The 17,595-nt window shown below is 39.3% G+C and carries 6 protein-coding genes; 3 read left to right on the top strand and 3 right to left on the bottom strand.

The genetic code is table 11. The features are described from left to right. Positions 1-145: 145 nt before the first annotated feature. Positions 146-8,845, bottom strand: coding sequence for a LamG-like jellyroll fold domain-containing protein (locus JEM65_RS01420; protein ID WP_199596763.1), 8,700 nt, complete (start codon positions 8,843-8,845; stop codon positions 146-148). 314 nt (positions 8,846-9,159) lie between these two features. Continuing rightward, positions 9,160-10,620 (bottom strand): aminoacyl-histidine dipeptidase, encoded by a 1,461-nt coding sequence (locus JEM65_RS01425; protein WP_199596764.1) that lies wholly within the window; start codon positions 10,618-10,620, stop codon positions 9,160-9,162. Between the two features lie 73 nt (positions 10,621-10,693). Between JEM65_RS01425 and JEM65_RS01430 the strand changes: the two genes are divergently transcribed. The 3 genes from JEM65_RS01430 (at position 10,694) to JEM65_RS01440 (ending at position 16,254) form a co-directional block, all read left to right on the top strand. After that, on the top strand, positions 10,694-11,761 hold the full coding sequence (locus JEM65_RS01430) for a DUF3810 domain-containing protein (protein WP_199596765.1): 1,068 nt from the start codon (positions 10,694-10,696) through the stop codon (positions 11,759-11,761). Positions 11,762-11,843: 82 nt separating this feature from the next. Continuing rightward, positions 11,844-14,816, top strand: coding sequence for an amidohydrolase family protein (locus tag JEM65_RS01435; RefSeq protein WP_199596766.1), 2,973 nt, complete (start codon positions 11,844-11,846; stop codon positions 14,814-14,816). A 115-nt stretch (positions 14,817-14,931) separates the two neighbouring features. After that, on the top strand, positions 14,932-16,254 hold the full coding sequence (locus JEM65_RS01440; RefSeq protein WP_199596767.1) for an amidohydrolase family protein: 1,323 nt from the start codon (positions 14,932-14,934) through the stop codon (positions 16,252-16,254). Between the two features lie 251 nt (positions 16,255-16,505). On the opposite strand, the gene JEM65_RS01445 is transcribed toward JEM65_RS01440, so the two are convergent. Then, positions 16,506-17,309: a DUF6503 family protein gene (locus JEM65_RS01445; protein WP_199596768.1), complete on the bottom strand. Its 804-nt coding sequence runs from the start codon at positions 17,307-17,309 to the stop codon at positions 16,506-16,508. Positions 17,310-17,595 lie beyond the last annotated feature (286 nt).

Below are 17,595 nucleotides of genomic sequence, written 5' to 3' on the forward strand. Positions count from 1 at the left end.
GGTCTTGATTCTTTCACCAGACAACAATGAATTCCAATACTTTATACTGAAGAAATTTGCGTAGGCTAAAAGAAAAACCGTTTCTAATATCAAGTTAGAAACGGTTTTTGACCTTTGTATTATAAGATATGTTTAGGTTAACGACTTAATATTTTACGATTACCTTTTTGTTAAAAGTTCCTGTAGTCGTTTGAATTTTCACAATATAATTACCGTCAGGCAAGTATTTAACTGGAATTTTCATGTCGTTAGATAGGGTGGTGTTAGTAGCATTCCAAGCTTGAACAGTTTGCCCTATAATATTGACCAAAGACACTTGTTGCACCTCAATGTCATTAGGAGTTTTAATGTAAATTTCATCAGTATTTTGTAAATACTTTACAACCACATTTTTGAATTCTTCATCAATTATAGATAAGGATTTCTCCTCACTAAACGCTAAATAGAAACGGTTATCATAGTTTCCTGCGTCCAATGAAATGGTAAAATTGGTACTATTAATTTGATGATAAGTTCCCAATACAGAATCATAAATATAAACGTCAATTGTCTCAGTGAAATTTTCTAATTCAGTTAATTTAATTTCCGCAGCGCCGTTTTTACCCAAATGCAGGGCAAAAGGATATCGCTTAGTCTCATCAAAGTTGCCTACGCCCTGAATAATATATTTAGACTTATTAATCATCCAAGATAAATCACTTGGATAATTGTCTTTATTTAAAGCATCATACCCATAATCCACGCCATCGGTCGCTAAATCATTTGGTACAAAACCCAGTAACAATGGTCTGACGGTATTCTCTGGTGATATAAAATCCAAGCGTATGCGTTTAATATCATTTTCCTTAGTGTTGGTAGTTCTTTGTTGATTATCAACTGAACTGCCTTTAACACCTTTGAAAAAAACAGAGCTGTTGGCTTCCTCCCGTTTAAAGATACGTTGACTATTTTTAAATATAATCTCGCCTTCACGAGTTCCTGCCGTTATAAAAAATCCTTGTCCAACTGGAAGATAGCGTCCCGGTATTCGGGTACCTTTCCCTCCGATAATTGTAATATTATCAGATGTCACATTAGGACTTACAGCTACTTGACCTCCAGTTTTATTGTATGTAGCATACCCCCCTTTATAAGCTCGCAGTACATGTGTGTTATTTGAATCAAAATGTTCCCAAAATGTTAGGGAACCTTCAGAAAGACTGCTCATATTATCGTCAATAAAAGCATCAGCATCAATTGCAGACGGATATGGATTGCCAACCAAAGCATCATTACCTTTAGAAATTTTTGTTATGATGGTACCAGTGTTGGGTCTCCCTATAAATACATAATTTTGAGTTGGAGAATCAGCGCCGCTGCCTTTCATTGTATACCCCAAACCAGTATTTATGGAGGTATTTTCATTTATTCTATCCCAAGATGCATAGGTGTTTGATAGCTTATTAGTATAGGTAGTTAACCAACGTGAGCTTATCTGCAACGGTGGTCCCGGCTTACCATCAAGACCGTTTATCCATGTAATCTCACGCGGATTACTAGAACTTGTTCCATCGCGGAGCACACTTGAAATAGTGAAGCTACCGGCATTACTACCTTGAGGTACAACTGGAGAGCCCCAGTAATTATAATTATAGTAATTACCCGTGCCTTGTTGGTCACGTTCAATATAACCATTACTTGCATTATCAAAAATACTCTCACTGCTCTGATAAGTTACGTCAGGGGTATTACTATCGTTATCATGATTATAATAATACCGTTTTTGTACGAGTTGCGACTCGCCCACCAAATCAATTTTACCGTTAAGTTTCAAATAATGAGTCACCCATAATCCGGTTCCGGCATTGTTTTCATCCTGAGTACCCTGACCAGTTATTATAAGCTCTTTGCTATCTACCAGGAGACCTAATAGTGTGACATCTTTAGCATCTGAACTAATTGTGTGGTTTGTTCTCACAATATTCCAGTCAATAGGGCTGCCGTTAATACCATTGCTGTTGGGAACATCCCAAACAGTTGGATGTTTCCAAGTCGCTTTTGCTGACCATAGCCCATTGGCAATAGACTCATAGGGCAGAGGTGCTGTTTGATGTTGATTAGACAAAATGTTTTTTAGCTTCCCTTTTATGGCACTTGAAGAAGATTTTATATATCCACACGCTATTTTAGTAGGGTCCATTTGAAAATACGCAGTGAGGTTTGACCATGATAATCCAGAGATGTCCCTCGGAATCGTTTCGCCCTGCACATTTCCTGCAACCGTTGGACTCGAAATAATTTTCTGATTCATCATTTGACGTAACTGATCTGCAACAAGCCCAACATTCCAGATTCTCACTTCATCTATCCAACCCTTAAAATGTTGTTTAGTAATATTGGAAGTGCCCATCGCCCCCAACATCGCTTTAAATGAATTTGATACTGGAAGACTACCAGTATTTGAATTAATTTCAACTCCATCAATATACAAGCTATAACGTGATAATGTGTATGCTACTGCTATATGATACCAGCGATCCGTACCAATCTTATAAGATTTGGAATCTATTGTTCCTGATTCGTTCATGTTAAATGAGACTATCCCTTCCTTTATACTCAAATCATATCCAGAATTACTCCCTATGCCATTTTGTTTTGAAAAAATGGTTTGTATTCCGGAAATTGAATGAGGTTTTACCCAAGCCTCAATACTAAAGTTGCCATTACTCAAATTGAACGTGTCATTTCCAAACTCTACGAAATCATTTGTACCATCAAAATCAATCTGGTTGCAACTTGTTGTAGTTACTACAATATCATCCGTACAGCCAGCAACAGTCCACGTTAAGGTGTAGGTACCTGCGTCAGCTGCAAAAATTGCATCAGGATCATTTAGTGGATTGGGATATTTTGTTGGATTATTTGTACTAAAAACACCTGGACCACATGTATTGCCAGGGTCTGTGATTACTCCCCATGTCCCTATTTCCCCTGTACCTTTATCATCACAATTGATACAGTTGGCAGAAGCCACAAAAGCTTTTTTGACTATATTTTCTGTAGCGGTCTTAGTATTATCATAAGCATTTAACTGAATGTTATTTTGGCCACAAGTTTCACTAGAATAAATGACATCTTCTCCAGCATATGCATGGGAAACAGCAATCTCAATCAAAGCTGTACCCTCTTCATCATAAGTTCTACAATCACTGATTAAGGCGGTGCCCCCATATTGGTGAACTCCTGGTGCATCTGGTGTAAAGCTAAATTCCACTTCAGTTTCCCCTACTATAATTGGATCCTCATCAGGATCTCCAATACCATCTGTCCATTCAATATCAGTTGCAACTTTCACCTCTTTGTTTACCAAAATATTATCCATTGCCCATGCACTTATTTCATTGGTCCCCGTAAACGACCATCTGATTCTTACCTGGGTTTGATTTAAATATGCTGAGAGATCGATAGACGTATTATCAGTTTGAAAATTATATTCTGATGCCGTTGAACCCACATAAGATTCAGCAGTCCCCGCTGTAAACCAATTAATGGGTGCGGCTCCTGGAGCATGCATTAATCTAAGGGAGGAATACGTTAGCCCCCCATCAGTTGATATTTCAATTTCTGCATAGTCACCACTTGAAAAATTATACGCTTGGTCAAAATCAAGACTTGCTGATGCCGCATTAGACAGGTCAATAATTGGGGTTTCTAATGTAGTTGGAATTTTTCCTTTGTACTTATGATCAGAATAATCACCATTAGCTATGGCAAATTTACCTTCGTTACTGCAGTAGTCTATTCCCCCATCTTTAAGCTTACCACAATTAGTACCTGACCAATTGCTAGTTTTACCTGAATTTCCTCCAGCCGTAAAACCATTTTTGGAATCATCAACTATCCAGTCATGTTGCTGCCCTTGATTAAATTCTCCTGATGACCTTGGTATCGTTTCTTGGGTTGCCGTATAATTGGTCATTGCAAGGAGACTAACTTTCTCTCCCAAACAATAAAATTCATCGTCATCCAAATTTATAATTGTAGGGGCTGAGCCAGCCGGCAACGCCCTGATAAAAAACTGGTTAGAATAGGCTATACAGGTGCCTTTTTGAATCAACACTCTATAATAAGTAGATATCAAAGCGCCAATAGCAAACGAAGCCGTTTGCTTGGTAGTCGTATTTGAAATGACTTCCCATGTTCCATGATTTACCGCAAATTTTTCCCATTGCACTATGGTTCCATCTCTACCCGTTAAATTCATAGCCACACTAATGGCCTCTCCACAAGAAGAAATATCTACGCCATTGGAAAAAACAGTTGATTTAAAGGTTCCATTTAAAGTTCCTCCATTTATTGGAAGAGGATTAAGCGTGATATCTTGTGGTTGAATCGTAATGTTACCATGGCTGTCTACAAACTCCCATTCAATAGTTTCTGTTCCACTAAAGGAAAAAGGAAATATAAAATCCGCACCCAATGTCCCTACAATTGTACCATCACAAACATCATCAGCTGTAGGACGTATTAAATAATCGATGTCTGGAATCTGACACCCATTAAATACTTGATGTTCTAATATAGATATATTAGGTACAGGAGCACTATCCGTAATAGTGATGTTCTGTTCCACTATAATGGAATTATCAGCGCCATCTTTAAATTCCCAAAATATGGTTTCTGTTCCTACTTTATTGAATGTTAAACTAGACAGATTTGTTGTTCCAGTAATGGTTCCATCACAATTATCTATTGTTGTTGGCGGTGTTACAGTTAAAGAACATTCCCCATTTAGATCTTGCAAAATTGGTGTAACTGGTTTTTCTGTATCACTAATAGTTACTGTTTTAGATTTTGTAACTGATGTAACGCCGTCAGTCACAGTATAGGTAATTGTTGTCACTCCTTTATTGAAAGTTCTAGTTCCAACTTGGCCAGCAGTGGCGGCGAGTGTTGTTGCTCCAGTTAAGGTAAAAGAAATGTTAGCAGGACAGTTGTCACTAAAAATAGCATCTGTAACCTGGATTGAAGCATCGCAGGTTGTTGAACTCGTGTTTGCGGTAATATTTGAACCAGCAGTTAATGAAGGGGCTGTATTATCTACAACGGTCACCGTTTTAGAACCCTTCACTGTAAGGTTTGCACCATCAGTTACAGTATATTCAATAGTAGTAACTCCTTTATTAAATAATCTGGTTCCCACTTGACCATCGGTGACAGTAAGTGTTGTAGCACCAGTTAAGGTATAAGAAATAGCAGGAGTATCTGTACATTTATCACTAAAAACTGCATGTGGAACATTAACAGAAATGTCGCAAGTTGTAGTGCTCGTGCTAACGGTTATATCTGAACCTGCGGTCAAAGTTGGTGGTGTGGTATCTTGTACTGTAATAGTCTGCACATATGAGGCTACATTCGAATTGGCATCGGTTGCAGTCCAGGTTCTGGTGATGGTCTTGTTGTTGCCAACACCGTTAACTACAGCATCTGAATAAGCGATTGTAGGCGTTGCACAATTATCTGTTGCAACTGCGGGGCCGTTTGTATCTGCAGGCAAAGAACTTGCAGAACATTCGATGGTAATATTGGCCGGCGATGTTGTAAATACAGGTTTTGTCGTATCGGTAACTGTGATGGTCTGCACATATGAAGCTACATTGGAATTGGCATCGGTTGCAGTCCAGGTTCTGGTGATGGTCTTGTTATTGCCAACACCGTTAACTACAGCATCTGAATAAGCGATTGTAGGCGTTGCACAATTATCTGTTGCAACTGCGGGGCCGTTTGTATCTGCAGGCAAAGAACTTGCAGAACATTCAATGGTTAAACTGGCAGGCGATGTCGTAAATACAGGTTTTGTCGTATCGGTTACTGTAATGGTCTGCACGTAGGATTCTACATTCGAATTGGCATCCGTTGCAGTCCAGGTTCTGGTGATGGTCTTATTGTTGCCAGTGCCATTGACAACAGCATCTGAATAAGCGATTGTAGGAGTTGCACAATTATCTGTTGCAGCTGCGGGGCCGTTTGTATCTGCAGGCAAAGAACTTGCAGAACATTCAATGGTTAAACTGGCAGGCGATGTCGTAAATACAGGTTTTGTTGTATCGGTAACTGTGATGGTCTGCACATATGAAGCTACATTGGAATTGGCATCGGTTGCAGTCCAGGTTCTGGTAATGGTCTTGTTATTGCCAACACCGTTAACTACAGCATCTGAATAAGCGATTGTAGGGGTGGCACAATTATCTGTTGCAACTGCGGGGCCGTTTGTATCTGCAGGCAAAGAACTTGCAGAACATTCAATGGTTAAACTGGCAGGCGATGTCGTAAATACAGGTTTTGTCGTATCGGTTACTGTGATGGTCTGCACGTATGAGGCTACATTGGAATTGGTATCGGTTGCAGTCCAGCTTCTGGTGATGGTCTTGTTGTTGCCAGTGCCATTGACAACAGCATCTGAATAAGCGATTGTAGGAGTTGCACAATTATCTGTTGCAGCTGCGGGGCCGTTTGTATCTGCAGGCAAGGAACTTGCAGAACATTCAATGGTTAAACTAGCAGGCGATGTTGTAAATACAGGTTTTGTCGTATCGGTTACTGTAATGGTCTGCACGTATGAGGCTACATTGGAATTGGCATCGGTTGCAGTCCAGCTTCTGGTGATGGTCTTGTTGTTGCCGGTGCCATTGACAACAGTATCAGAATAATCGATTGTAGGAGTTGCACAATTATCTGTTGCAACTGCGGGGCCGTTGGTGTCTGAAGGCAAAGAACTTGCAGAACATTCAATGGTTAAACTGGCAGGCGACGTCGTAAATACAGGTTTCTTTGTATCTGTAACCGTTATGGTCTGCACATATGAAGCTACATTGGAATTGGCATCGGTTGCCGACCAGGTTCTGGTGATGGTCTTGTTGTTGCCAGTGCCATTGACAACAGCATCTGAATAAGCGATTGTAGGCGTTGCACAATTATCTGTTGCAACTGCGGGGCCGTTTGTATCTGCTGGCAAGGAACTTGCAGAACATTCAATGGTTAAACTGGCAGGCGATGTTGTAAATACAGGTTTTGTCGTATCGGTTACTGTAATGGTCTGCACATAGGATTCTATATTCGAATTGGTATCGGTTGCTGTCCAGGTTCTGGTGATGGTCTTGTTGTTGCCCGTTCCGTTGACAACAGTATCAGAATAATCGATTGTAGGGGTGGCACAGTTGTCCGTTGCAACTGCGGAGCCGTTGGTGTCTGCAGGCAAAGAACTTGCAGAACATTCAATGGTTAAATTGGTAGGCGATGTCGTAAATACAGGTTTTGTCGTATCGGTTACTGTAATGGTCTGCACGTAGGATTCTACATTCGAATTGGCATCCGTTGCAGTCCAGGTTCTGGTAATGGTCTTGTTGTTGCCAGTGCCATTGACAACAGTATCAGAATAATCGATTGTAGGAGTTGCACAATTATCTGTTGCAACTGCGGGGCCGTTGGTGTCTGAAGGCAAAGAACTTGCAGAACATTCGATGGTAATATTGGCCGGCGATGTTGTAAATACAGGTTTTGTCGTATCGGTAACTGTGATGGTCTGCACATATGAGGCTACATTGGAATTGGTGTCGGTTGCAGTCCAGGTTCTGGTGATGGTCTTATTGTTGCCAGTGCCATTGACAACAGCATCTGAATAAGCGATTGTAGGAGTTGCACAATTATCTGTTGCAGCTGCGGGGCCGTTTGTATCTGCAGGCAAGGAACTTGCAGAACATTCAATGGTTAAACTGGCAGGCGATGTTGTAAATACAGGTTTTGTCGTATCGGTTACTGTAATGGTCTGCACATAGGATTCTATATTCGAATTGGCATCCGTTGCAGTCCAGGTTCTGGTGATGGTCTTATTGTTGCCAGTGCCATTGACAACAGCATCTGAATAAGCGATTGTAGGAGTTGCACAATTATCTGTTGCAGCTGCGGGGCCGTTTGTATCTGCAGGCAAAGAACTTGCAGAACATTCAATGGTTAAATTGGTAGGCGATGTCGTAAATACAGGTTTTGTTGTATCGGTAACTGTAATTATTTGTTCACAAGAAGTAGTGTTATTATGACTATCCGTAGCTGTCCATGTTCGCGTAATTACAGAATTGTTGCCTGCTCCAGTCACTACGGAATCGGTATAATCTATAATAATGTTGCCAGAAGAAGAACAGTTATCAATAGCAGTTGCAGTTCCTGTATGGGTTGGCAGAATGCTAGCGTCACATTCAATAGAACGGTTGTCAGGACAGGTAATCGTTGGGGGTAACTTATCCAAGACAGTTACGCTGGCTTGGCACGAATCTGTACTACCCCCATTGTCATTATCTGTAACAGTTAGTGTAACAGTAACCGGAATGCCTACATCAGAGCAGTCAAAACTTGTAATGTCTGTATCAAAAGTTAAGGACCCCATACCACTACTACCATTATTTACTGCGTCCTCCGCAATAATCGCCGATCCATTCGCATCAAGATATACTTCGATGTTTTTACACACGGCCACTGCGACCCACTCTCGATCATAACTTTGTCCCACAGACCATAAATTATGTAACGACCCACTACTATAATCCTTTGTCCACAGTCTCTCTAAAAGATCATTTTGATCAACTTTAACTTTTCTCACCTCAGTTCGCTCCACAAACAAAGCTGTCGACCCCATAAACCCACTTAAGTTCAACACATCAAAATTTCCTTTATAATCAAAACTTAGATCATAGGTTTCTGAGACTTCATTGACTATTAAAAAGTTTTTACTGAAAACAGAATTTCCTAATGCCACATGACTCACCCACAAGAATAATACAGCTTTAAAAAATATAGCGTAATAGTTTTTCATATTGTAGAATCAGGGTAAATGCCAATATTTTTTTAAAAATCAAGTTTAAAAAAAATTAAAAAATCTAAAATCTTAATTGACTGTTTATGAGGGAGACACAAAATTAAGCTAACTTTCTTTCATAACAAAAAAAAACACCGATAAAGTGCAATAAAAGCCTTTAAAATGTATTTTGTCGATGCTTTATTCGCACGATTATACCATTTAACGAAAATAACATCTACTTCATCTTATTTTCTTTACCACAATAACATAAAAAAAGAGGCTATAATTGCTATAGCCTCTCTCCTCAAATTTACTCAAATAATTGTCCTTTATTTTTTAGGAATATTTCTCAAAATTTCTAATACATACTTCCAATATTTTTGTGCTGAAGAAATCTGTGCACGCTCATCAGGTGAATGGGCACCTTTTATGTTTGGACCAAAGCTAATCATATCCATTTCCGGATAATTCTGACCTAAAATTCCGCATTCTAATCCGGCATGACAGGCCGCGACGTGAGCGTCTTTACCGTTCATTTCAGTATATAATTTTGAGAGTACTTTTAAGATAGCCGAGTCCATATTAGGCTTCCAACCTGGGTAATCGCCCGAAAATTCCACCTCACATCCGGTCAATTCAAAGGTAGCACGAAGCATGTTCGCTAAATCCCATTTTGAGGTCTCTACTGAAGACCGTGTTAAACAGCCAATCTTAATGTCGCCATCTTTTACGATGACGCGGGCAATATTATTGGACGTTTCTACCAGATCAGGAATATCGGGACTCATACGATACACCCCATTACAAGCGGCATAAAGTGCTCTGGTCAAGCCTTCTTGAACCCCTAAATCCATCATTAGTTTTGGAGTGTCAACCTTTGTAATTTCAATGGTTAAATTCGGCTCAATAGTTTTATATTCGGTGGTGATATCGTTGATCATCTCCTCCATTTCAGTGGCAAATGCTTCCTCGTTCATCGTATCAATCGCCACGATCGCATTACTTTCTCTAGGAATCGCGTTACGGAGACTTCCGCCGTCAATTTCAGAAATACGCAATCCGAAGTTTTCAAAGCCGTCAAAAAGCAAACGGGTCATCAATTTATTGGCATTCCCAAAGCCTTTATGGATGTCCATTCCAGAATGTCCACCTTGCAGTCCTTTCACCGTAATCTTATAACCTGTTTTAAACTCAGGGGTTTCTTCTTCAGTATAGGTTCTGGTAGCGGTTACATCAATACCACCGGCACAACCTACTCCAATTTCATCATCTTCTTCGGTATCCAAATTCAGCAGAATATCGCCTTCCAATAAGCCGCCTTCCAAACCTTTCGCTCCCGTCATTCCTGTTTCTTCATCAATAGTAAATAAAGCTTCAATAGCAGGATGTGGAATAGTTTTACTTTCCAAAATAGCCATAATGGTAGCAACGCCCAAGCCGTTATCAGCACCCAAAGTGGTCCCCTTGGCACGCACCCAATCGCCATCTACATACATCTCGATGCCTTGGGTATCAAAATTAAAGGTGGTGTCGTTGTTTTTTTGGTGCACCATATCTAAATGCGATTGCATCACCACCGTCTTACGATCTTCCATCCCCGCAGTTGCCGGTTTTTTGATGATCACATTGCCTACCTTATCCTCAAAAGTTTCGAGGTCTAATTTCTCACCGAATTCTTTCATAAATGCAATAACCCGTTCCTCCTTTTTTGAGGGCCGTGGTACAGCATTTAAATCGGCAAATTTATTCCAAAGCTCTTGAGGCTCTAATTGTCTTATTTCTGTATTCATAGTGTGTTTTTTGTTGTTCTACAAAGGTACGGATTCGTGTATGTTATATAAAACTATTTTCTATTTTTGAAGGATGCGCAAACACACCAAACTTATTATTGCCCTTTCCTTGCCTTTACAAATCGTGCTCATTAAGGTATTGGCAAACTTTCCTGAAGTTGTTGAACGGTATTATAGCAACGGAATTTACAAATGGATTTCTAAAGCGATGCATGTGGTATTGGGATGGATTCCATTTTCGGTTGGGGATATTTTTTATACAATGGCGGCGGTCTATAGTATACGATGGATTTATAAGAATCGCAAGCGACTGAGGACCGATACCAAAAATTATATGTTAGATATTCTATCGACAGTTTCATTAGGATATTTCGCCTTTCATATACTTTGGGCTTTTAATTATTACAGACTACCGTTGCACCAATCGCTTAAAATAGAGAACGAATACTCTACCGAACAATTGATCCGGATAACCCAAGATTTAATTACAAAAACGAATGTCATCCACGGCATTATTAAGGCACACGACACCAGCATGGTGATCATGCCCTACACCAAAAAAGAACTTATTGCTTTGGCTCCAAAAGGATATGCCCAACTGTCTAAAGAATATCCAAATCTTGCTTACGGCACTAGCAGTTTAAAGCGTTCAATATATAGTCTCCCTTTAACTTACATGGGGTTTAGTGGCTATTTGAATCCGTTCACCAATGAAGCGCAAATTGACGGACTCATACCTGCCTACAAATATCCCACCACGACCAGCCATGAAATTGCGCATCAATTGGGATATGCGGCAGAAAATGAAGCTAACTTTATTGGAGCGATGGCCGCTATGAAACACGAAAACATCTACTTTAATTATTCAGGATACTCATTTGCTTTGAGGCACTGTTTAAATGATATTTATTTGAGGGATCCGATTACCTATGAAGCGCTTATAATGACCGTTAATATTGGCGTGCTTAAAAACTATGAAGAAACACGCCTCTTTTGGCAGTCTTATGAAAACGTGTCTGAAACCTTTTTCAAAAACACCTACAGCGGTTTTTTGATGGCTAATAATCAAAAAGGTGGCATCGAGAGTTACAGTTATATCGTGGCACTATTGGTCAACTATTTTGATAAGCGCCCATTGTAAACGTTAAAAATATCTTAATAACATTCCAAACTCTTCATAATATTTATCTTTAGAATTCAGTTTGCTAACTAATTTTAACCGTATGATTAAAACACTATTAACCATCATGACCTTCATGTGCAGTTTTTCAATGCTCGCACAAGATTATTTCCCCAAAAATGACGGGGTTTCTACAAAAAACACCAATTACACTGCAATTACAAATGCCAAAATCTATGTAACGCCCACTCAAGTTGTTGAGAAGGGGACCTTGCTTATTAAAGATGGCAAGGTAATCTCGACTGGGACTTCGGTGAACATTCCAAAGAATGCCACTCAAATTGATGCTACTGGAAAAAGCATCTACCCTTCTTTTATCGATATGTATTCTGATTTTGGTATTGAAAAACCAAAACGACAAGGCAGTGGCAGAAGTTCGCAATATGATCCATCTCGCACTGGATTTTATTGGAATGACCACGTCATGCCAGAAAATAACGCCATTGACCAATTTCAATATGATTCTAAAAAAGCGGAAGACCTGATTAAAGCCGGGTTTGGCGTTGTCAATACGCACATTCAGGACGGGATTGTTCGTGGTACCGGAACTTTGGTCGCCCTTAATTCTGATGGCGATAATTCCATGCGAATCATTGATGCTAAATCGGCACAATACCTTTCTTTTAGCAAAAGTGTTAAATCCAATCAGTCCTACCCGTCTTCAATTATGGGAAGTATGGCACTTTTGAGACAGTTATATAATGATGCGGATTGGTATGCCAAAGGTAATTCAGAAACTAAAGACTTATCTATTGAAGCCTTAAACAACAACAAATCGATGGTGCAAATTTTTGAAGCCGGCAGCAGGGCCAATGATTTGCGTGCGGATAAAGTAGGAGATCTTTTCAACATCCAATACATTATTTTGGGTGGTGGTGACGAATATGAGCGTCTTGACGAAATAAAAGCGATGAACGCACCGATGATTATTCCAATCAATTTCCCTGAGGCCTATGATGTTGAAAATGCTTTTTTAGCCTCTACCCTATCTATACAAGATATGAGAGCTTGGACTCAGAAACCACGCAATCCAAAATTGTTGGCTGAAAAAAACATTCCGTTTGCTTTGACGACACACGATTTAAAATCGGCTAAAGACTTCAAATCGAATTTGCTGAAAGCTATTGAAGCAGGCCTATCTAAAGAAAAAGCATTGGAAGCCTTAACAACTGTTCCGGCGCAACTCTTAGGGAAATCTGACCAAATTGGATCTTTAAAAAATGGGGCCTATGCCAACTTTCTGATCACTTCGGGAGACATTTTTGATAAAAAAACAACTTTATATGAAAACTGGGTCCAAGGTTATAAAAACACCATTGAAGATAGAAACACCGTAGATATTACCGGTACTTACGCTTTTACTTTAGCGGGTGACACTTATGAAATGATCCTTTCTGGTGAATTAACAAAATTAAAATCGGAAATCACCGCTAACAACAACAAACGAGGTTCAAAAATATCTTATGTTGAAGATTGGGTAAATATTGCGTTTACTACTCAAGACAGCACAAAAAAGGAATTTGTTAGAGTTATAGCTACTGTTGATGCCAACAAAAACCTAAACGGCAAAGCAATCCTTCCTACGGGGAGTGAAATGAGCTTCTTCGCAAAACAAACAGAATCGAAAAAAGAAATTGATTCCAAAAAAGATGATGATGATGATGATGACGATAAAACAGAGGTCACTGCTGCTGTATCACCTATCACATTCCCTAATAACGGCTATGGTTTTGAAACCTTGCCAGAAGCGGAGACTTTATTATTTACCAACGCTACAGTGTGGACCAACGAAAAAGACGGTATTTTAGAAAACACGGATGTCCTGATTAAAAATGGCAAAATTGCCAAAATAGGTAAAAATCTATCGGAAGGAGGCGCCACAGTTATTGATGCTACCGGTAAACATTTAACCTCTGGTGTCATTGATGAGCATTCTCATATCGCTGCAGCTTCGGTTAATGAAGGCGGACAAAATTCGTCAGCAGAAGTGACTATTGAAGATGTGCTTGATGATACAGACGTCAATTTATACCGAAACTTGGCGGGTGGGGTCACTTCAATCCAAATCTTACATGGTTCAGCAAATCCAATTGGTGGGCGCTCGGCCATTATCAAACCAAAATGGGGACATGCGGCTAAAGATTTAATTATTGACAACAGTCCGAAGTTTATAAAATTCGCCTTAGGTGAAAATGTCAAGCAATCCAATTGGGAGGGTACCCGTTTTCCACAAACCAGAATGGGTGTAGAACAGGTGTATGTCGATTATTTTACCCGAGCAAAAGCTTACGAAGCCCTAAAGAAAAGCGGCAATCCTTACCGACAAGATACAGAAATGGAAACTTTGGTAGAAATATTAAACGGTGAGCGTTTTATTTCCTGCCACTCGTATGTACAAAGTGAAATCAATATGTTTTTGAAAGTGGCTGAACAATTTGACTTCAGAATCAACACATTTACCCATATATTAGAAGGTTATAAACTGGCGGACAAAATGGTAGAACACGGCGTTGGTGGGTCTACATTTAGCGACTGGTGGTCTTACAAATATGAAGTGAATGATGCCATTCCTTACAATGCCGCCATTATGCACGATGCAGGCGTTACTGTGGCCATTAATAGTGATGATGCTGAAATGAGCCGTCGTTTGAATCAAGAAGCGGCTAAAACCATTAAATATGGAGGTGTGAGTGAAGAAGAGGCTTGGAAGTTTGTCACCTTGAATCCAGCTAAACTATTGCATATTGATGATCGTGTGGGCAGTATTAAAGTTGGGAAAGATGCGGACGTCGTATTATGGACAGACCATCCGCTTTCGGTGTATGCAAAAGCAGAAAAGACCATTATTGAAGGGGTTACTTATTTCGATTTGAAACGTGATGAAATGATCAGAACTCAAATTAAAAAAGAGAAAAATCAACTGATCAACGATATGTTGCAAGCCAAGAACAAAGGTTTAAAAACACAGCCAATTAAGAAAAAAGAGAAAGAATTATTGCATTGTGATTCGGAATAGATTCAGTTGGCGGTCTTCAGTAATAAAAAAGTTATTCGTGAATTTGTTGCTCAAAAAAAACATATTTAAATATTCATAAGATTCCCTCTTTCGAGGGAATACAAATAGATTTCAAATGACAAAAAACATATCTATCATACTCCTAGCACTGTGTACCTGTGTTGGGTTTGCACAACAAACACCCGCATCCACGCAATCTAAAGCAATTGCTATTACTGGTGCAACCGCTCACTTAGGCAATGGTGAGGTGATTGAAAATAGCCTAATCATTTTTAAGGATGGTAAATTAACCACAGTTTCAAAATCGACGCAAATGGACCTTTCTGCAATGGAAGTCCTTAAAGCTGATGGGAAACATGTATATCCAGGATTTATTGTGCCGTCTTCTACGCTTGGATTAGTAGAGATTGACGCTGTAAAAGCAACCACTGACGATAGCGAAATTGGAGAAATGAATCCGCACATTAGAAGCATCATCGCCTATAATGCCGAATCTAAGGTCATCGAATCCATGCGTCCTAATGGCGTTCTTTTAGGCCAAATTGCGCCACAAGGGGGTCGTATTTCAGGAACCTCATCAGTGGTACAATTTGATGCATGGAATTTTGAAGATGCTACCGTAAAAGTAAACGATGGTATTTATATGAATTGGCCAAATAGTTTTAGCCGTGGCAAATGGTGGCTTGGTGAAGATCCGGCATTGAAAATCAATGATAAATATACTGAACAGGTAGATCAGGTAGTGTCATTTTTTAATGAGACCAAAGCTTATGCGGCCGGAAATCAACCAATCATTAATTTACCATATGCTGCCACTCAAGGTTTGTTTGATGGTTCTAAAAAATTGTTCATCAATGTGGATGATGAAAAAGGAATTACAGACGCTATTCATTTTGCAAAGAACAATAAAGTGCAACATCTTGTTATTGTTGGCGGTAGCGAAGCTTATAAAGTAGCGGATTTGTTGAAACAAAATAATATTCCGGTCATTTTACAACGTGTGCATTCTTTACCGAGTAAAGATGATGATGACTATGACATGTCTTATAAACTTGCCAAACTATTGGTAGATAAAGGGGTGATGGTGGCTTTAAATGCTAACGGACAAATGGAACGTATGAACTCTAGAAACTTACCGTTTTATGCTGGCACCACTGTAGCTCACGGCTTGGATAAAGAAGAAGCTTTAAAGCTTATTACCTCTAATACCGCAAAAATTTTGGGGATTGATAAAGATTACGGAACTTTAGAAACTGGCAAAAGCGCTACACTTTTTATAAGTGAAGGTGATGCTTTAGACATGCGCACCAACATCTTAACTCATGCTTTTATTGACGGACGTTCTGTAAGTTTAGAAACACATCAAACGGAATTGTACCAACGTTATGACAACAAATTCAAAACTCAGGGTACTCAGCGAGCAGAGAGTAGAGAGTAGAGAGTAGAGAGTAGAGAAAGATTATACTCTCAAATCTCTAATAAAAAAAATCTGTCCAAAGAGCAAACGTTAAGATTAAAACTTAATGTTTCGCTATGGACAGATTTTTTTATTTCAGTTAATAGTGGGATTTAGAAGAAGATATTAAGTAATTCCTATCCTAATTTCTCTTATCTCTACTCTCTTTTCTCATTTCTTAATACTCTGTACTCTGTACTTTGTTCTACCTAAACATCTCTCAATCTAAAAACCTACTGAATCAGCTCTGCTCCTTCTGGTCTGCTGTATACTCTAGCATCCATTTTAACCGTAGTCAACATCGGACTTACAAATTTCACTTCATTCTTCACTGTTGTCGGTTTGTTGTTTTCATAATTATACCACACCATGGTTTCGGGCAATAATATGCCTTCTACCTCTTGCCAGTTGTCATACTTGATAAAATGGTAGTCCTTCGCTTTTTCATTTTTGCCAAACGTCACCGTGTAGGCTAACCAAGTCATTTTATTGGTGTCGGCATCGTAGTACAAGATGTATTCATCATCCGGAGATGCCCCAACGCCACTTTCATAAGAGATTTTGATCCCAGGATAAGTCTTCCCTTCAAACACCAAAGGTTCAGCGTCAGCATACATAATGCCATCATCAGCCATCACAAAAGGCATCGCATAAAAATAGAACATCAAATTATAGTAAAACTTCGGATTGCCTTCATATTTACTATTTTCCCTATTTTTTAACCAAAGCACCTCGCCATCAAAACCAATGGTATATTTGGGCATTTCGATGAGCGAATACCGCTCTTTCAAATCGGTAGTCGTGATTTCATAACCGGCTGGTTTTTCAACCGAAAATTCCAAAGTGGCCATCTCATTCCAAGTGTCGAGTCCGCCATGGGCATCAAACACCTTCGTCATATTTTCAGGATAGACGCTGGTGGTCATATCCATTTCTTCTTCCGTATACGGTTCAGTCTCAGGTTTTGTTTCGGTGGATTTATCCTTACAAGACACTATAACTGCAAGAAACAGTGATAAATACAAGATTCTTTTCATAAATTAATGTTATTTAAAAACGTAAAGGGTCGACATTATACGACGGATAAAAATACACAAAAAAAGATGAATATTGTTTTAGAGCAAATGCATTACCTATCTTTACATACCATCCTGCTCATCCGCTCAGGCGAATTCCCCTAATAGTTATTCATTTCAGATTACATATCCGAAATTATTTGTGTCCATTTGTGAAATTAGTGTCCAAGAAAAGATATTGATATTGGTAAGAATTCCATTCAATTCCCTCCGAATACAGTAATTCTTAGCTCTTATTAAGTAAATT

Source organism: Gelidibacter salicanalis (assembly GCF_016469035.1).
GTDB lineage: Bacteria > Bacteroidota > Bacteroidia > Flavobacteriales > Flavobacteriaceae > Gelidibacter > Gelidibacter salicanalis_A.